This is a genomic window from Acinetobacter sp. AOR12_HL (assembly GCF_027855275.1).
In the GTDB taxonomy this organism is placed as follows: Bacteria; Pseudomonadota; Gammaproteobacteria; order Pseudomonadales; family Moraxellaceae; genus Acinetobacter; species Acinetobacter baumannii.
Map to the genome: position 1 here is coordinate 167,076 of NZ_JAKTIJ010000020.1, position 18,277 is coordinate 185,352.

General features: G+C 38.2%; 16 protein-coding genes. 3 read left to right on the forward strand and 13 right to left on the reverse strand.

The features are described from left to right. Position 1 precedes the first annotated feature (1 nt). Positions 2-1,501, reverse strand: coding sequence for a xanthine dehydrogenase small subunit (gene xdhA / locus MKL36_RS09315; protein WP_021511004.1), 1,500 nt, complete (start codon positions 1,499-1,501; stop codon positions 2-4). 262 nt (positions 1,502-1,763) lie between these two features. On the opposite strand from xdhA, the gene folE reads away from it, so the two are divergent. Then, positions 1,764-2,312 (forward strand): GTP cyclohydrolase I FolE, encoded by a 549-nt coding sequence (gene folE / locus MKL36_RS09320; RefSeq protein ID WP_001187844.1) that lies wholly within the window; start codon positions 1,764-1,766, stop codon positions 2,310-2,312. A 161-nt stretch (positions 2,313-2,473) separates the two neighbouring features. Continuing rightward, a complete protein-coding gene (locus tag MKL36_RS09325; protein ID WP_021511005.1) occupies positions 2,474-3,625 on the forward strand; it encodes an extended-spectrum class C beta-lactamase ADC-248 in 1,152 nt (383 codons plus the stop codon). 65 nt (positions 3,626-3,690) lie between these two features. Here the strand turns inward: MKL36_RS09325 and MKL36_RS09330 are convergent, their stop codons facing one another. From MKL36_RS09330 to hemE, 4 genes are all read right to left on the reverse strand, one after another. Beyond that, positions 3,691-5,574: an Lnb N-terminal periplasmic domain-containing protein gene (locus tag MKL36_RS09330; RefSeq protein ID WP_437389647.1), complete on the reverse strand. Its 1,884-nt coding sequence runs from the start codon at positions 5,572-5,574 to the stop codon at positions 3,691-3,693. Between the two features lie 70 nt (positions 5,575-5,644). Then, on the reverse strand, positions 5,645-6,115 hold the full coding sequence (locus tag MKL36_RS09335) for a DUF3015 family protein (protein WP_000914200.1): 471 nt from the start codon (positions 6,113-6,115) through the stop codon (positions 5,645-5,647). 144 nt (positions 6,116-6,259) lie between these two features. Then, positions 6,260-7,054, reverse strand: a complete 795-nt coding sequence (locus MKL36_RS09340; RefSeq protein ID WP_001199677.1) for a DUF817 family protein — start codon at positions 7,052-7,054, stop codon at positions 6,260-6,262. A gap of 6 nt (positions 7,055-7,060) precedes the next feature. Next, complete coding sequence (gene hemE, locus MKL36_RS09345; RefSeq protein ID WP_000209397.1) at positions 7,061-8,134, reverse strand: uroporphyrinogen decarboxylase; 1,074 nt, start codon at positions 8,132-8,134, stop codon at positions 7,061-7,063. Positions 8,135-8,437: 303 nt separating this feature from the next. Between hemE and MKL36_RS09350 the strand changes: the two genes are divergently transcribed. Continuing rightward, complete coding sequence (locus MKL36_RS09350) at positions 8,438-9,694, forward strand: L,D-transpeptidase family protein (protein WP_021511007.1); 1,257 nt, start codon at positions 8,438-8,440, stop codon at positions 9,692-9,694. A 120-nt stretch (positions 9,695-9,814) separates the two neighbouring features. Here MKL36_RS09350 and basJ read toward each other — a convergent pair whose 3' ends face one another. The 8 genes from basJ to basF form a co-directional block, all read right to left on the reverse strand. Next, positions 9,815-10,984, reverse strand: coding sequence for an acinetobactin biosynthesis isochorismate synthase BasJ (gene basJ / locus MKL36_RS09355; protein ID WP_000983813.1), 1,170 nt, complete (start codon positions 10,982-10,984; stop codon positions 9,815-9,817). Between the two features lie 124 nt (positions 10,985-11,108). Continuing rightward, entirely contained in the window at positions 11,109-11,864 is a 756-nt protein-coding gene (gene basI / locus MKL36_RS09360) for an acinetobactin biosynthesis phosphopantetheinyl transferase BasI (RefSeq protein WP_031222709.1), read from the reverse strand. Positions 11,865-11,874: 10 nt separating this feature from the next. Beyond that, entirely contained in the window at positions 11,875-12,609 is a 735-nt protein-coding gene (basH, locus tag MKL36_RS09365; RefSeq protein ID WP_021511010.1) for an acinetobactin biosynthesis thioesterase BasH, read from the reverse strand. A gap of 72 nt (positions 12,610-12,681) precedes the next feature. Further along, on the reverse strand, positions 12,682-14,277 hold the full coding sequence (barB, locus tag MKL36_RS09370) for an acinetobactin export ABC transporter permease/ATP-binding subunit BarB (protein WP_021511011.1): 1,596 nt from the start codon (positions 14,275-14,277) through the stop codon (positions 12,682-12,684). Then, the gene (gene barA / locus MKL36_RS09375) at positions 14,274-15,884 is read right to left on the reverse strand and encodes an acinetobactin export ABC transporter permease/ATP-binding subunit BarA (RefSeq protein WP_021511012.1); all 1,611 of its coding nucleotides are present in this window, start codon (positions 15,882-15,884) and stop codon (positions 14,274-14,276) included. Before barA ends, barB begins: the two co-directional genes overlap by 4 nt. After that, the gene (locus MKL36_RS09380; RefSeq protein ID WP_001176134.1) at positions 15,877-16,032 is read right to left on the reverse strand and encodes a hypothetical protein; all 156 of its coding nucleotides are present in this window, start codon (positions 16,030-16,032) and stop codon (positions 15,877-15,879) included. The genes barA and MKL36_RS09380 overlap by 8 nt, the downstream gene beginning before the upstream one ends. Before the next feature lie 97 nt (positions 16,033-16,129). Further along, entirely contained in the window at positions 16,130-17,281 is a 1,152-nt protein-coding gene (gene basG, locus MKL36_RS09385) for an acinetobactin biosynthesis histidine decarboxylase BasG (RefSeq protein ID WP_021511013.1), read from the reverse strand. Between the two features lie 117 nt (positions 17,282-17,398). After that, positions 17,399-18,268: an acinetobactin biosynthesis bifunctional isochorismatase/aryl carrier protein BasF gene (gene basF, locus MKL36_RS09390; protein WP_001018271.1), complete on the reverse strand. Its 870-nt coding sequence runs from the start codon at positions 18,266-18,268 to the stop codon at positions 17,399-17,401. Positions 18,269-18,277 lie beyond the last annotated feature (9 nt).

An 18,277-nucleotide genomic window follows, 5' to 3' on the forward strand; every position in this document is an offset into this window, starting at 1 on the left:
ATTAGATCTCCACCATAGCAATCAGGTCATTCACACGAGTGAGTGTTTGAGACAGGATTTTTTCTACATAAAAACGCTGTAAACAGTTTTTTGCGACGTGTAAACGATATGCCGAGCTAGCACGTCCATCATCTAAAGGCTGATAGTCTTGCGACAATGCCTGCTGCGCCTGAACGATCAATTCTGCTGTAATTTGCTGGCCTTCTAATATGGCTTCTGCATATTTTGCACGTTTGGGAATAGCTGCCATACCACCAAAAGCAATTCTTACATTGTGAGTGACATCATCATTATCTAACTCACAAGAAATAGCTGCACATACCGCAGAAATATCTTGCTCAAATCGTTTGGCAATTTTATAGCTGGCAAATTTAAAACGTGTCTGCCCTTCACGAAGCGGAATAACAATCGCCTCAACAAACTCACCAAGTCGTAATGCTGTTTTTTGATAGTCTAAATAAAAGTCTTCCAAAGCAATTTCACGAGTCTGCTTACCTACACGCAAAATCAATCGTGTACCTAGCGTAATTAATGCCGGCATTGAATCACCAATAGGCGAACCATTAGCAATATTTCCACCTAGTGTTCCTGCATTTTTAATCGGCATGGAAGCAAAACGGCGCTGTAATTCTTGAAAGTCGGGATAAAAATCTGAAATTTTAATGAGTGCATCGCTCAAACTTACATTTGCCCCAATCGTTAAAGTATGGTCTGTGACTACAATCTTTTTCAGCTCTTCAACTTGACCTATATAAAGCATATCGCCCAAATCACGGCCCTGCTTTGTGACCCACAAACCGACATCTGTGCTACCTGCAACAATACGTGCTTGCGGCAACTGTAAACGTAAAGTAGCAAAATCCTGCAAAGTCTTGGGTGCAAAAAATTGCTGCTTTTGATCATTCAAATGCAATGCAGGTAATGCTTTGATCTCTTTTAATACATCAATTACTTTTTGACGTTCTAATACAACACGTGGATAGTCATAAGCTTTTTGTGCTGCATCTAAAATAGGGCGATAGCCTGTACAGCGACACAAATTTCCAGAAAGATAATCACTGATTTTATCTTTGCTTGGAGACTGTTGTTCATTTTCATACATTGACCATAACGACATGATAAAACCGGGTGTACAAAAACCGCATTGTGAACCATGCATATCAACCATCGCCTGTTGTACCGGATGAAGTGTGCCATCTGGTACTGGCAATAAGCTATGAAGGTCTTCTACTGTAAATAGGGCCTTACCATCTAAAGTTGGTAAAAACTGAATACACGCATTCACACTACGTAATTGCAGGTTGTCATTGACCAACTCACCAATCACTACTGTACATGCACCACAATCGCCCTCAGCACATCCCTCTTTTGTACCAGTCTGCCTAGTCTTACCAGTTTGAGTATATTCTCGCAGAAATTGTAAAACCGTCATTGTAGGTACTACGTTTTTTACTTGCTGCTGACCACCACGGAAAAAGAAGGTGATTGGACGTTCTAACATGTTTTATCCTTATGCTTTATAATAATGCTTCTGTGCAAATATGATGCCATTAGGCGATCATTTAGAACTTATCAATATTAAGCGCACATTTCATGTCCAAACACTTGACTATTAACGTTAAAAAACATGAAATTTATTCATCTTTTATCAAGCGTACAGAAAAACCAAAATAAATATAGTGCGAGGATTTATGAACATCAGGTCATGTTTCTGATACAATGCCGAGCTTGTCTAATAGAGTAAATTTATACGTCTTATGTCAATGCAGCAATCGTACGCAAATATTCTGACTGCCGTCGGTGAAGACCTTAATCGTCCCGGCCTTAAAGATACGCCTGTGCGTGCGGCTAAAGCTTTTTCATATTTAACTTCTGGCTATAGTAAAACTTTAGAAGAAGTCACCAATAATGCTGTTTTCCCATCAGATAACCATGAAATGGTATTGGTGAAGAATATTGAATTTTATTCGCTCTGCGAACATCATCTTCTCCCATTCTATGGCCGTGTTCATGTTGCCTATTTACCAGAAGGCAAAGTTCTTGGCTTATCTAAATTTGCACGTATTACCGAGATGTTTGCTCGTCGTTTGCAAATTCAGGAGAACCTTACTCAGCAAATCGCTGAAGCTGTTGCAGAAGTCACTGGTGCTCGCGGTGTCGCTGTAGTCATCGATTCAGCACATATGTGTATGATGATGCGTGGTGTAGGTAAACAAGAATCTACCACCCGTACAGTTTCATTTGTCGGAGATTTTAAAACCGATAAAGAAGCGCGCCGTGAATTCTTAAGTGCAGTACCAGAAAGCTACTAATATAGTTTTTACTGCCTAAATAAAAGCCCGACAATGTTGGGCTTTTTTTATAGCTGAACGCGATAAACTTCAATCCAATCCTATAAAACATAACAATTAAATTAGGTGATTTTTGTTATAAAAGTAGGCATCTTTCTTTTTAAATAATTTATGAGCTAATCATGCGATTTAAAAAAATTTCTTGTCTACTTTTATCCCCGCTTTTTATTTTTAGTACCTCAATTTATGCGGACAATACACCAAAAGACCAAGAAATTAAAAAACTGGTAGATCAAAATTTTAAACCGTTATTAGAAAAATATGATGTGCCAGGTATGGCTGTGGGTGTTATTCAAAATAATAAAAAGTATGAAATGTATTATGGTCTTCAATCTGTTCAAGATAAAAAAGCCGTAAATAGCAGTACCATTTTTGAGCTAGGTTCTGTTAGTAAATTATTTACCGCGACAGCAGGTGGATATGCAAAAAATAAAGGAAAAATCTCTTTTAAAGACACACCCGGAAAATATTGGAAAGAGCTAAAAAATACACCGATTAACCAAGTTAACTTACTTCAACTCGCGACGTATACAAGTGGTAACCTTGCCTTGCAGTTCCCAGATGAAGTACAAACAGACCAACAAGTTTTAACTTTTTTCAAAGACTGGAAACCTAAAAACCCAATCGGTGAATACAGACAATATTCAAATCCAAGTATTGGCTTATTTGGAAAAGTTGTTGCTTTGTCTATGAATAAACCTTTCGATCAAGTCTTAGAAAAAACAATTTTTCCGGCCCTTGGCTTAAAACATAGCTATGTAAATGTACCTAAGACTCAAATGCAAAACTATGCTTTTGGCTATAACCAAGAAAATCAGCCGATTCGAGTTAACCCCGGCCCACTCGATGCCCCAGCATACGGCGTCAAATCGACACTACCCGACATGTTGAGTTTTATTCATGCCAACCTTAACCCACAGAAATATCCGGCAGATATTCAACGGGCAATTAATGAAACACATCAGGGTCACTATCAAGTAAATACCATGTATCAGGCACTCGGTTGGGAAGAGTTTTCTTATCCGGCAATGTTACAAACTTTACTAGACAGTAATTCAGAACAGATTGTGATGAAACCTAATAAAGTGACTGCTATTTCAAAAGAACCTTCAGTTAAGATGTACCATAAAACTGGCTCAACTAACGGTTTCGGAACGTATGTGGTGTTTATTCCTAAAGAAAATATTGGCTTAGTCATGTTAACCAATAAACGTATTCCAAATGAAGAGCGCATTAAGGCAGCGTATACAGTTTTAAATGCAATAAAGAAATAACCGTTTTAGCCAAAAACAAAAAGAGAAATGGATAATATCATTTCTCTTTTTTATGCACTTATTCTTTAAAAGAACCAAACATATCCTAAGCTTGATTTCATCCAATCTAGATGATTTTGTTTTTCATAATCCCAATTAAAGCGAATGGCATTATTACTATTAATGGCATATTGCCACTGTGTATTTAGCCGTAAGTTCCATTGGTTTTGGTCTTCCCAATATGGCAGCTCAACTTGTACCACAGTATTAAATTTTTCAAACCACTGATTCATACATCCTAATGTCGGCCCTACTCCCACACGCCAGCCTTTATCTAAATTTGAACCCGCTTGGACATAAGTTTGTACCTGCCCATAGCAAATATGTTTGCGCTCATAATCTGCAAGACTGTAACCAACCTGAGCATTAAAACTCGCTACGCCATGCTGCTTTTCATCACTATAAACGCCGTCATGAACCGCTTCCTGACGCCAGCCTAAGTTAAATCCCCAAGTCAGCGGAGTTTTAAATGGTTGAATCGGGTTATAAGAGTTCACTTCTAACAGATCAAGATGTTCTAGTTTTAAATGATCATCTCGCCACTGTGCATTACCATTTAAAAATAATAATTGAGTACCAGCACGGTATCCGCCCTGTGGATCTATTAAGTCATGATAAGCCTGCCTATGACCTATCTCGATAAACTTGTCACCTTGCACCTCGCCCAGTTTTAGCGAGACATTACGTGCATTATGGCCTTGAGTCGGCTCGGTTGATGGTCTTTTAGGTTCTTGGCGCTGTTTGTCTAAATCAATCTGACTTCGTAGTGCTAAAAGCTGTCTAAGCTGTGGCTGAGCAAAGCTTTCTTCAACTTTTCGACCAATAAACTGTAGATATAAATCATCATAAGCCATCTCAAGAATTTTGGCCTGATCTGATGGGCTAAATGATTTAAGTGTTTCCGACGACTCTTTAATTGGCTTCATTGCTAACTGATGAGCAACTTTAGCTAAAGATGCGCCATGCTGGTGAGCTTGGGCCAATAATTGAGTTTCTAAAGCAGGTCGATACACAGGAGCTTTAGTGAGTCCCTGTTGTTGCATCGCTTTAATGGTTTCCATTGGAATAGAAGCGTAGTTAAACTTTTCTTGTAGATGAGATTCAGGTTTAACTAAATCGACTAAGCCCAATAACCGATATGCACAGTTATCACTCACAAAGTAATAAGGGAAGCTTACATGTTGCATTTCCCAAATATGACTCACCAAAAACCGCGTTTCTTCTGGAGATAGATTTAGCTCATATTCCCACAAATCACGGCTCTCAAAATCACCATATTCTTTTACCTTACGATAGTAAGGCATAAGTGAGTATTCACCCGGATACTGCCCTGTTAAGCCTTTCCATGCATATGACCAGTTGTCATTGCCTGCCACAGTTGCTGCATAGTTTACGGCATAAGAAACGAGGTTTAACTGCTGTTGATCTTTAGGATCTAGACGCAATAAGGTATGCCCAAACATTGAGCTTGGATTACCCATAAAATCTGTGGCGTAAATTAGGGTCGCTTTGTAAGGCTTAATCTGCCCAATCCAATTTTCAAATTCTGAACATTTTACTTGCGGCAATACATTTTCTTGAATGCCTAATTGCTGTATAAGCCACTGACTGCGTGCCGGAAATTTACAGCGAATTGACTGGTTATCTTGCGTATGTATAAATAATGCCGAGATGTCTGCTTTCAGTTCTTCTTTTAAATTATTTTTTCCATTTTCTGATAGAAAATAGCCAGCATAAGTGACCTCACTTTTCTGGTTTTTATTGGCATACATGAGCCTTTGCCATGTAATGTCTTGGTCTAATTTTTTTTGTTCTGCAATGGACCAGTAGTTTTGAATAGATGGATTCGTTTCTGCTGAATACGCAATATTCACTGCCAAAGAGGCAAAAATTAAAACAACCGATTTCATTAAGCTCATCAATTTTTATCATTAAATATAAGAAAAACCCTGCCAAATGACAGGGTTTTCAATTTCAAACTTATACGTAAGCTTTTAAAACTTCGTCTTTAGCCATTACGTTTTGTAATGATGCTAATACTTGAAGTGTGTTTTGGTTGTTTGTTGAATAGATTTCACCAAAGTTTGCTTTTGAAACTTTGAAGAAACGGTCTTTATCTTGTGGTTTGATTTGCATTAACTCAGCAAGTACATTCAGGCTTTCACCTTGGCCTACAGCCATGTCACGCGCTAAAGCTTCTGCATTTTCATTTGTGAAAGTAACAACTTGTGCTGTAACTGTTCCACCTTGACGGCAACCTAAAGTACCGAAAGTAATACCTAATAATTGGTTAGTAAAAATACCGTTTGTTGTTGCAGCAAGAATTTTAGGCACCACTCCTTTTTGGCCAGCCCATACTTGCGTACCCACACCACAACCTACATCGTTATCAGCCATAGCAACACTTGAACCAGCTGCTAACAAAGCAGCTAAAGCTAATTTTTTTAACATAGATGTATATCTCCAAAATCATTATTGATTGTTTCTTATGTATTGTTATGTGTAATTCTTATTACACGATATTAAAGATAGCGATAAGCCAATCATTTAGCAATTAAAAAATAAATAATATGATAAAAAGTGTAAAAGAAAAATTTATCTTAAATTCCAGTTACCTTGATTATCTCGATGACCTAATATTTTAAGTACTAACACTAAACTCAAAAGTAATAATAAATACCATGATCCAAGTTTACCCCACCCCACCATATGCCAAGCCTCTACCTGACTTGGATAGAGCCAGATTTTATAAAAAGTACTAATATTTTCAGCAATCCAGATCAGAAAAGCGAGTGTTAACAATACAGGTAGCATCGGGATTTTAAATTTATGCTCATTTAATTGAAAATAAAGTTTTGTTTTCCAAAAAATAAAAACACTGATAGCAAATAAAATATAGCGAATATCGGGTACAAAAAATTTACTCATAAAATTTATATATGAGAAAAATGCGAGCAAAAGCATACTTCCAAAACTCGGAAGTTTTTCAAATGAAACTTGCAGCAGGCGTATTGAGCGTGCAAAAAAACTACCTACGGCAGAGTACATAAAGCCTGCAAATAAAGGCACAGTTAAAATTTTAAATACCGCAGGCTGCGGATATTGCCATGACGCAATCGCAGGATGTGTTAAGAATATTTCCATGGCCATCGCCATGACGTGAAATAAAGCAATAACTTTGGCTTCTGCCCATGATTCAAGTTTTAAATATAAAAGACAGATCTGAATCAGCACTGCATAGATGAGTAAATAGTCATAACGATAAAAACCCATATATTCATGGCTTCCCATCGACGCAGTTAGGGCAAAAGCAATGAGAAGCAAAATACCAAACAAGGCTGCCGAAACAGCCTTGCCAATAAATTGAAGAGGTAAAAACAGATATTGCACAAAAAACTATCCTAGATATTTAGCACTATATTCATGTACCGTATCTACAAAGATTTTTGGCTGCGCCGGATCTACCCATTGGGTAATACCGTGCCCTAAGTTAGCAACGTAACCGGTCTTCTCACCGTTTGCGTAAGCATCATCTAACATTGCTTTTACAGCTTTTTCAATTGAAGCTGCCGAACCATATAAAACAGCCGGGTCAAGGTTCCCTTGTAGGGCAACACGACCTGCCACCGTGGTTCGAGCCGTATTTAATGGTGTCGTCCAGTCCAGACCTAATGCATCGGCACCTGTCGTGATCATTGGTTCTAACCATTGACCGCCACCTTTAGTGAACACAATCACTGGAATACGGCGTCCATCTTTTTCACGTTGTAAGCCCGCGATAATCTTTTTCATATAGTTAAGAGAGAACTCTACATATTCACGATGTGCTAAAGCCCCACCCCAACTATCAAAGATCTGGATGGCCTGAGCGCCTGCATCAATTTGCGCATTTAAGTAGTCAATGACTGAATCTGCTAAATGGTCGAGCAACGCATGCAAAACTTCCGGCTGCGCATACATCATTTGCTTGGTAAAACGGAACTCTTTGCTTGAACCGCCTTCAACCATATAAGTCGCCAGTGTCCAAGGACTACCCGAAAAACCAATCAGTGGAACTTGTCCACCTAAAGCAGAGCGAATTGTACTTACTGCGTTCATGACATAATCAAGATCGGCTTTAGCATTAAGCTTAGGTAAGTTAGCCACATCTTGTTCAGTACGTACCGTTTTATGAAACTTCGGACCTTCTCCAGTTTCAAAATATAGTCCAAGCCCTAATGCGTCTGGAATAGTTAAAATATCTGAAAATAAAATTGCTGCGTCTAAATCGTAGCGACGCAAAGGCTGTAAAGTCACTTCACAAGCAAATTCCGTATTTTTGCATAAAGATAGAAAGTCACCAGCTTTTGAGCGTGTTTCCCGATATTCAGGCAAATAACGTCCTGCTTGGCGCATCATCCATATTGGAGTGGTATCTACAGGCTCACGTAATAAAGCACGTAAGAAACGATCATTTTTAAGTGTCGTCATTGCCGATCTCTATCTTTTTCATGTGGCAGCATCATAACAAAAGGTGAGTGTTTTTATAATTTCAATTTCACACAAAAAACTTGCCAATCTACTAAAAAATGCATATTTACACAAAAGTCTACTGCAAGAAGCTCGGTTTTCTGCAATACTTGCAACATGTTACATCGGGTTTATTGATCTTCCTTTAATGATTAAATTCACCAATACTTAATACGCATACATTGCGTTATCGGTGATTTTATAAACTTTAGGATCAGTCTCCTTACCCTATTGCTTATATGAAAATTCTTAAGGTTGAATTACATGTTTGTTCGCTCATTACTCGCTATGAGTTTAAGTTGTATTATTGCTAATGTTGCTTTGGCTGCGTCAACAACTGAGCAACCAGTCACTCCTAAAAAAGTATCTGCTCCTGTAGAAGATCCGATTGATCCGCTTGCTGTAGATGCTGCTTCAACTGTTAAAGCTCAAACTCAAGCTCAAGCCCAGACACAGATTACAGCTCAAGAACAAAATGACTTAAATCGAGCGTCTACAACATTACAAAATTTACAAAAAGCTGAAGATCCAAATGCCGATTCAGGTATTGCTGCTTCAGAACCAACAGCGCCAGCTAAAACAACAACAGCATCTAAGACTGCCACTTCTGCTCCAGCCGTTTCATGGACATTAGATGGCTTAAACAATGCTGAGTGGTACGAAAATATTGGTAAAGGTCAATTACCAGTTTATGCACGTGCCCATGTCATGCTAAACAATGCGCATGCTTCACCGGGTGCAATTGATGGCATGAGCGGTAAAAACACATTAAAAGCAATTGCATCTTTCCAGCAAATGAATGGTTTATCTCCTACTGGTGAACTGACTAAAGAAACTTGGGATGCGCTTGTTGCTAAACAAAACAAACCAGCATTTATTGAATACACTATTACCGATGCCGATTTAAAAGGTCCTTACGCACAATCAATTCCTTCTGACTATGCTTTACAAGCAAAAATGAAAGGTTTGTACTACACACGCGTAAGTGAAATGTTGGGCGAGAAGTTTCATATTGATGAAGCCTTCTTAAAGAAAATTAACCCGACTGCGACATTCAAAAAAGTTGGTGAAAAAATCATTGTTCCAAATGTACGCAATGACTTACCAGAAGATATTCACTTGATTATTGCGCATAAAGGTGCAAAACAACTGTACCTATTTAACAGCCGTAACCAAATGATTGCGTCATTTCCTGCAACAATTGGCAGTACTGATACGCCTTCTCCGACCGGTACTTACAAGGTAGTTGGTGTAGCTCGTAATCCATGGTATAGCTACTCACCTTCTAACTTCGTACAAGGTAAAAACTTAAAACCGCTTTCTTTACCACCAGGTCCAAATGCGCCTGTAGGTAATATCTGGATTGGTTTAAGTAAAAAATCTTTTGGTATTCACGGTACACCAAACCCGTCTTTAATTTCTAAAACTGCATCACACGGTTGTATCCGTTTAACGAACTGGGATGCTAACGATTTAGGTAATAAAGTACGTTCAGGCGTAACTGTTAAATTCTTAGAATAATCCTCTTAATTAAAAAAGCCTGCTTTATGCAGGCTTTTTTATTAAATTTTTTAGCATAGCCCCGTGGAATATTTAGTTATTGTTTTGATTATAAAAATAAAACCAGCCTAGGGTTTCTCATTACACAGCAATTTTTGTATTTAGAATATTTAACATGGTTTGCATTTTAGCTTCTGTTTCTAACCATTCAGCTTCAGCATCTGACCCTTCAACAATCCCCGCACCAGCATATAAGCGCATTTTATTTTCACTGAGTAGACCACATCGAATCGTCACTACCCACTCACCATTACCCTCCGCATCCATCCAGCCGACTAACCCCGTGTAATAATGTCGGTCATAACCTTCATGATCTAAAATAAACTGCTTAGCAACATGAGTTGGTGAGCCACAGACTGCTGGGGTTGGATGTAATTCTAATGCAAGGTTTAAAGCATCGGGAGCCTGTTGCTTAAGCACACCTTGGAATTCTGATGATAAATGCAACATCGTTGATGTTTCTAAAATATCTGGAAATTCAGAAACCTTAAGCTCTACACAATGAGTGGCTAAATTTCTAATAATATTTTCAACCACAATTCGATGTTCATGTTGATCTTTCTCAGAATGATTTAATTCTTGTTGGCTGACGAAATTTTTTTCAGAAATTTTAGATTTAGGACGAGAACCAGCCAAAGGATTACTGGTTACAATACGGTCTTGTTTTGATAAAAGCAGTTCAGGACTTGCGCCTAGAATATAATTATTATGTTCGACTGGAATCACAAAATTATAAGCATTTGGATTTTGTTTTAATAAAGCAGCCAATAAATTTTCTGGCTCTTGATGACGGTTAAACTCATATTCAACAGCCTGAGAGAGAACAACTTTTTCTACCTTCTTTTTCTCAAAAGCATCTAAAGCTAGCTGTACTGTACCTTCAAATTTTTGTCGTTGAATGAGTAATGATTTATTAATTATCTCAATGTTATTACGATTTTTTAATGAATTAATCGTAGAAGATGCTTGTGTTATTTTTTTATGATCAGCATAAAAATTTAAGCTACTTTTCTTTGTAATATCAAAAGGTATAGCACCAATTAAAACTGGATTTTGATGGCCTTGCTTTTTAATTTCTTCAAAGCATTTTGCAATCTCTTCATTCAATAGTGCGGTATTTGCTGCAGGTGTATTTAACGTTTTAACGAATTCGTTGACCTCGAGATAATAATTCTTCGTAGAAAAACATGAAAATTTCTTTTGACCGATATGATCTAAATTTTGCTCTACTGATATTTGAGTCTGCATCATCTGTATATCACCTCTCACATTGATTTTTTTCAAGCAAATTCTGTAGTACTTCTTTTTAAATATAAGGATATAAAAATACTGAAACACACATTAATGCAAATGATTATTATTATCAATAACAAATTTAGTTTTCAATGCAAGAAATTGTAATTATCTCGTTATTTGTATGAAAAAAATAAACTTTAACCTCTAGAGTTATCTCGATTAAACTTTCTTGTCTAAGGTAAAAATAAAGAAACGCGCCATCTAGCGCTTTAAATTTTATATTCTTAAAATCAATAATTTGCTTATATTTTAAATAAAATGCCTTAATGATACTTTCTTTAGCGGAGAATATTATCAAATATAAATATGCTTGATCTTTTAGTAGCTTTTCAATTTCTTCTTGCTCGTTTTTATTGAGAAAAACATCATAAAATTCATCTTTCTTTTGAAAAAAAATATAATGTTTTTGAGACTCTATATCGATTCCAAATATTTTTTCTTTAGGTGTGTTATTTCTAGCATATGCGATGGCATAACATGATTTTTTTGATCCAACATGACTAATCCCCCCCATCACTCCTTCGGGCCATAGGGGTTCCCCATGTCTACCTTGATAGACAATAGAGTCTTGTAAATTGAAGCGTTGTAATGCATATTTTGCTGCTAAGCGCCCCGTCAAGAACTCTAATTGACGAATGAAGCGTGAGCTTTTTATATTCGGTGGAAGAAATATATTCAGCTCCTGATAGATATGATCAAGCTGAGGTATTTCTTTGATTTGGCTGAGCTGGACCTTATGTATATCTATCCCGAAAGCTGTTAGCTTTTCATATTGAATATTTATTTCATCCAGACATGAATTAGCCCCTCTACTTAGCTGCTTCTTCGTATTCATAGCATGGACTTTATTCAATATTTACGGTCAATGTTTCAACGATGGCAGCAATGTTTTCAAGCATCTTCACTCGAGTTTCGGGATTGAGAAAGTAGAAATGGTCCCCTTCAAACTCAATGCTTCCTAACCAATTTTCTGTGTGTTGTTGCCATGCATCCATCATTCTTTTGTTAGGAATATCAGGGTCCTGTTTGCCATAAAATGCAACGATCGGAACCTCAGTCTTATGAATCTTCTCGCCAAGTAATTGATCACTAAGATAGAAATCATTACGAATGATTTTGAGAAAGAATGTGAGTGCATCCTGATTATTTAAAATTTCATCAGGAAAATTATTGTATCGCTTTAATTCATCAATAATTTTTTCATCAGTTAGCTCATGCTTGTACCGCATATGTTGAATATAGTGATGCTCAGGTCGGCTACTTATAACAATTAATCTCAACTGATCAATTATGGGTTTTTCATTCAAATAATTGAGTACTTTCCAAATCAAGCCACCTCCCACACTATGTCCAAATAAAATAAACGGCTTGTCTGAGTAAGCTTGTATTTCATTGGCAATTTGCATAGCCAATAGATCAGGTTCATCAATCAATGGTTCATTTATTTTTATACCATGACCCGAATATTCAATAGGAATAATACGAATATTGTCAGAAATCTGCTTTTTCCATGGATGATAAATACTTGCGCTACTCCCCGCAGGCGGTAAACAGAACATATTATATTGATGTTTATTCACTTAAGAATTCTCCAAATATTAAGCATTTTTCTTTCATAAAAAATGCTTAAATCAGGTTTCTGCTCTATTTTTTTAAATAGAAATTGAAGCTAAATTGATAGTTTGAGTCGGTTGCCAAATGGCTGAATCACGATGTGTCACAAAAATAACCGTAGAAGAAAGAGCACGTATCGTTGTAACAATTTCCTGCTCAGTCTCTTCATCCAAGGCAGAGGTTGCTTCATCAAGTATTAAAATCGGCGCATTTTTGAGTAATGCTCGGGCAATTGCGACCCGCTGACGTTCACCACCAGACAATGCGGTGCCTTGTTTACCTACCGATTGATTAATTCCCTCTGAACTACGGTCAATCATTGCCCCTAATGCGGCATCTCTTGCAGCCTTTTCTATTTCATCATCAGTTGCATCAGGTTTACCTAAACGGATATTTTCAGCCAGTGTACCTGTGAACAAAATAGGTTCTTGTGTGACATAAGCGATATTCGAGACCAAATCTTCATATTTCATTTGATCAAGAGCTATGCCACCAAGGGTAATTTTTCCTCTTTGTGGATCATCAAACCGTGTAAGCAATTCAAGTAAAGTACTCTTACCACTACCACTTGGTCCGGTAACCCATACTCTGCTCCCCAATGCGATATCGAGAGATATATTTTCAAGTGCTGGCGCATAGCTAACGCCTTGTACCGAAATATGATGGCCAGTAGGAATTTGAGGGTGTAATGGCTCAGGCAACTCAGGTGGATGGGTGATCTGATTAAAGTTGCGTAGTGCAGCAAATAAATCATTGATATGCAACCCTGCGGTAGCAAGTTCACCTAACGGCGCTGCTGCACGTCCAATTAAGACGAGTAATGCCAATACCAAAGCAGCATGATTGACTCCAGCGATCATCAGATATGTTGCCATCCCTGCAATGGGTAAAACACTTGCCAAGGTTGCAATAAAACTTGCAAATGCAGCAGCACGGTTGATCCGTATTAATGTCTCTTCTTGCTCTTCCCAACGATGTTCCAGCCTTTGAACCGCACGTTCTGGTCCCGCGGCTGTGCGTAATAACTCAACATGATCAACCAATTCCAGCGTTGCTTGTGAAGCCGCTAAATCGGCAGTATTACGTTTTTTATCAATATGCATGAGTGCACGTTGTGCTAGGAATTGAGCAAATAAAGAGAGTAAAAGTAAGCCTAAAGCGACAAATGCTACGCCTGCTCCGGCAAGCAGGCCTATTCCTATTGTGAGAAATAAAGGCATAAAAGGCGCATGTAAAAAGGTTTGCAATTGATGAGCAGGGATACTCATAAACCCAGGAATTCCCTGTCCAGCAATCGTTTTAATCTGAGCACGCTGTTCATTAGTAAACCAAGAGAGCTTGGCACGAGCTAAAGATTTGCCTAACTCAGCAAATAGGTCCCCTGCTAAACGCACACCAGTAAGGAAGCCAGCACGAGTGACTATAACTGTCACTAATATTGCTGCAATTGCACTGATGAGAACCCAGCTTGGTGACCATTGATTGATAATTGCAAATGCCAATACGGTATATGCGATTGCTTCAATTGCTGCAACAATGATCCATCCGATACCAACAATAATTAATTTTTGTTTGGCTGAACGAGGAAGCATCGAAAAAATCTGATCTTTATTTAATTTAGCAGCAGTATTCATAAAGATTTCCCTGAGTCAGTTGGGCCGTTAAGCACTAACCTGCTGTCGGCATGAGCAGCTAAGGCAAGATCATGAGTGACCATGACGATGGTTTTATTCTGGTTTTTAGCTAAGTGGTTTAATTCCAATATTATTTTTGTCGCATTGGTCTGGTCGAGTGCGCTCGTTGGCTCGTCTAATAAAATAATAGGAGCTGAAGATAAAAACGCACGCGCTATTCCTATACGTTGTTTTTCACCGCCTGAAAGTAAAGTTGCATCTGCATTTAAATCTACTTTTAGTTGGGCCTTGAGTAATGCCTGCTCAAGTTGTGCATCATTTGCATTAATGGCAGATAAGGACAAGTTTTCTCTTACTGTGGTCGGTAACACATCTCCACCTTGTGGAATAAACAAAACCTTTTCATGTCTTAGTTTTTCATGTAATTGCAAAATATCTGTTTTTGCTAATTGAACGACACCTTCTTGCAATACGGCTAATCCAGCAAGTGCTCGCAGTAAGGTTGTTTTGCCAACTCCACTCGGCCCTGTAATTGCAGTCATTGAATTTTTTGGAAATGAATAACTTAATCGATCCAATACTTTTTGATTTTCAATTGCAAAGCTTGCATTCACTATTTCGAGTGTTACATCTTCCTCAATCTGTTGTAGATTGCCCGATGAAAGTAATGGCTCTTTTAAGAAAGCAGATAAACGAGTAGCTGCAGCCCGCCCAGCAGCGACATAATCAAGACCATGCCCTAAACGTAGCGAAGGTGTCACGATGGCCAAGCTAAAGAAAAGTGTTGCAGCCAAGGTCATGCTGTCGTATTGATAAGCCACGAGATAGGCTATGGCAAAGGTTGCAACAGCTTGTAGTAAGGCAGTGGCAACAGCAGCGAGTGTTGCGACTTTACTCACCCAAGACACCATATTTTGAGTGAAATTTTGTGCTGATTGAGTATAGGCTGTTAAAGCGCCTGATTGTTGCCCATATATTCGATTATCACGAATGCCGCGCGCATAATCATCAGCAGAACCAATAATATCTAACATGACCTGCATACGCGCAGCGCCATCCCGTTTTGATACATGGGGAACAATAATTAAATAATAGAGTGAAGCAATTGCCCCAGGTAATAATACCCAAAGTGCCATCGGGCCAACCAACACAACTAATAAAACAATAGAAACTAAAGGGATTACAGCAAAAATCGCAATTTCCGACGGTAAATGTGCCACCATATGGTGTAAGGTTGCGATATCGTCTGAAACCAGTCGTTTTAAGTTTTGGTCACCCTGTTTTGATAGGGTTGTGGTAGGTAACCGAATTAAATGATGAGCAATTTGACGACGTAATCGTGCCGAAAATCCAGCCTCTGCATCATGCACTAACCATGAAGCCAGTGCTGCCAATGCCGCCCCGACTATCCAAAAAACCGCTGAAAAGATCACCCAATAAGAAGATAAATAACCAATCAACTGAATCATGCCCCACAAGGCAGTTAAAATGGCTAAACCAGAAAATACGGCGGCAAGCGTTCCTGCAAATAATTTAGGAAATGCTGGCTTGAGTGCAGGTGCCAAGGAAGAGTCTGTCATCAGATGAGATAACTTTAAATCAGACATGCTTATCTCTCTTTATATTCATAGAAAAAGCGGTACTTAAAATAAAATCTCGCTTCAATTGACCAGCAAGAATTGCCTTTTTCGGCTTTAAAAAAGCATGAATAAGAAAATCATATAAAAAGTATTTTTTTAAAAACTTTAATTGCATCAAAAACTTCCTAACCACCCTATCAAAATATTTTTAGATCATTTTCTAGACTGTAAAAATTAATATGGATTTGTCTAAATCATCTTGGTTGATATGACTAAAAGCCAACTGTACGTTTAGAGGCACCTTGTAAATCAAAAATAACGTCGTCAATTAAGCTATCAATCTGACGTGTATCTCGGTGATGTGCCGTAGTAATTAAATGAGCCATATTTCCAGAGGTTGCCAGATAATGCTTTTTCCAGATGTGCTCAGAAGGACACGGAAATACCACAGTGATTGAATTCGGATTCCGCCAAGCAGGAATGCCCACTGCCTGAAAGCGATCAACCGCGTACTGGGCCATTTTTAGACAATGTTGAATTCTCTGACGTCTTTGTAAATTGGTTTGGCTACGTATTGCCGCCCACATCAACAAGACCGTATGGCCATTGCGAGAACCGCTAATGGTTTGATCACGTGTAGAGATATAGTCAACATCTACCGATATACGCTCTACATTTTGGCGTTTGGCCACAACAATGCCACACGGAATCGGTGAGCCAATCATTTTATGACCAGATACACAAATCGAGTCGATGCCATGAGCAAAAGAAAATGCTTGAGGATGATCGACAAAAGGTAAAATCATGCCACTCAAGGCAGCGTCGGCATGAATATAATAATCTCGGCGTATAATTCCGATTTGCGCTAAGCGCTCTTGAATCATTTCAATATCATCAATTGCGCCCGTCATGGTCGTACCAATATTTGCAAAAATAATGGGGTGACTTTCTTTATTGGTTTTTATTTTATGGATTAAATCATCATAGTCGATTTCACCATTATCCAATGATTCGATCACACAAGATTTCATCTGCAATAATTTGGCGATTTTTCTCACCGAATAATGCGTATCTTTTGAGTAATATAATGTGGAATCAGGAAATAGCTCACGCGCCAGATAGCAGCCAAACATATTACCTTCTGTGCCACCATTGGTTACGTATCCCCAGCTTTCTTCAAAGGGAATTTGAAAAATTTCAGCAAAATACGCCATCACATCTTTTTCAAAATCAAAAGAATTCAATGCGTAATTACTATAGTCTTTCCAATCACCACAATTATTAATAGAGAATTTGAAAAAACGGAATAAAGCAGAATAATCAAAATCTGCAGATTCAGGATATCCAATATTGAAGTATTGATGTTTTAAACAATAATTCCAGAACGTCTCTATTCTCTCTTGATCAGCAGGCGATAAAATCATTTTTTGCTCCGTTAATATGACGATTACAAGTCGTCTAAGGAGTCGCTATCAAAGATATAAATTTTATGTATAAATTTAGCGACCAGGATTTGTCGTATGCCTTATGATGGCAACCCTCTACCCTGCAATCCTTTGCCGTGCATCAACCAATGACCACCAATTTGATAAGGTGGGTGTGCGTCCTAATTCTTCAAAACTAATATTGATTCCCTGCGCTTTGAGTTCCGAAGAAAACTGCATAATTCGTAATGAGTCCAATCCATAAAGAATCAGGTTTTCTTCTGGATCTAATTCATCTTCTTCAATAAGCTGCTGGACCTTTTGCTCTAGCCAAGGTCGTGTAATGCCTGTTGCCACCTGCCCCACTACAGATTCGGTATCCACAACTTGACCGCAACGTGAAGATACATATTTCAAAGCTAAGCGATGTTCTTCTTCTGAAAAATCGGCAACTGCATCCCCAACCAAAAAGGGTTGTATGTCACTCATAAAGGCTTCAATTGCCGTAACCATACAACCGATATGGGCATAGACACCGCCAATAATGAGCTGATCACGATTCCAGTTTTGCATTCTTTCAAGCAAATCCGAACGTTTAAACGCGCTATAACGCCATTTCGTTAAGACAATGTCATGTTCAGCAGGAGAAAGTTGATCAATAATTTTTTGCTGATCGATTGTTGAGGCTGGCAAACCCGGTCCCCACATCGCATTCAGTAATGCTCGATCTGCCGCTGGTTGTTCATAAGGCTGTGCGGTATAGACAACAGGAACATTGTTCTGATGTGCCCAACTTCTGAGTTGAACTAAATGATTAACAACCGTTTTAATTAATTCACTTTCAGCATCGTAAAAATTTAAAAAGTAACGCTGCATATCATGAATTAACAAAACTGCTCGAGAAGGATCTAACTGCCAGTCTGTTTTATTATTTGGATAACTCTCTCTTTTGGGCATGAGATAAGTAGAAATTTTTGAAATAGCCATATGCTGCTC

Excerpts from the sequence above, each read along its gene's own strand:
- xdhA (WP_021511004.1), bottom strand. The coding sequence starts at position 1,501 with ATGTTAGAACGTCCAATCACCTTCTTTTTCCGTGGTGGTCAGCAGCAA.
- folE (WP_001187844.1), top strand. The coding sequence starts at position 1,764 with ATGCAGCAATCGTACGCAAATATTCTGACTGCCGTCGGTGAAGACCTT.
- MKL36_RS09325 (WP_021511005.1), top strand. The coding sequence starts at position 2,474 with ATGCGATTTAAAAAAATTTCTTGTCTACTTTTATCCCCGCTTTTTATT.
- MKL36_RS09330 (WP_437389647.1), bottom strand. The coding sequence starts at position 5,574 with ATGAAATCGGTTGTTTTAATTTTTGCCTCTTTGGCAGTGAATATTGCG.
- MKL36_RS09335 (WP_000914200.1), bottom strand. The coding sequence starts at position 6,115 with ATGTTAAAAAAATTAGCTTTAGCTGCTTTGTTAGCAGCTGGTTCAAGT.
- hemE (WP_000209397.1), bottom strand. The coding sequence starts at position 8,134 with ATGACGACACTTAAAAATGATCGTTTCTTACGTGCTTTATTACGTGAG.
- MKL36_RS09350 (WP_021511007.1), top strand. The coding sequence starts at position 8,438 with ATGTTTGTTCGCTCATTACTCGCTATGAGTTTAAGTTGTATTATTGCT.
- basJ (WP_000983813.1), bottom strand. The coding sequence starts at position 10,984 with ATGATGCAGACTCAAATATCAGTAGAGCAAAATTTAGATCATATCGGT.
- basI (WP_031222709.1), bottom strand. The coding sequence starts at position 11,864 with ATGAATACGAAGAAGCAGCTAAGTAGAGGGGCTAATTCATGTCTGGAT.
- barB (WP_021511011.1), bottom strand. The coding sequence starts at position 14,277 with ATGAATACTGCTGCTAAATTAAATAAAGATCAGATTTTTTCGATGCTT.
- barA (WP_021511012.1), bottom strand. The coding sequence starts at position 15,884 with ATGTCTGATTTAAAGTTATCTCATCTGATGACAGACTCTTCCTTGGCA.
- MKL36_RS09380 (WP_001176134.1), bottom strand. The coding sequence starts at position 16,032 with ATGCAATTAAAGTTTTTAAAAAAATACTTTTTATATGATTTTCTTATT.
- basG (WP_021511013.1), bottom strand. The coding sequence starts at position 17,281 with ATGATTTTATCGCCTGCTGATCAAGAGAGAATAGAGACGTTCTGGAAT.
- basF (WP_001018271.1), bottom strand. The coding sequence starts at position 18,268 with ATGGCTATTTCAAAAATTTCTACTTATCTCATGCCCAAAAGAGAGAGT.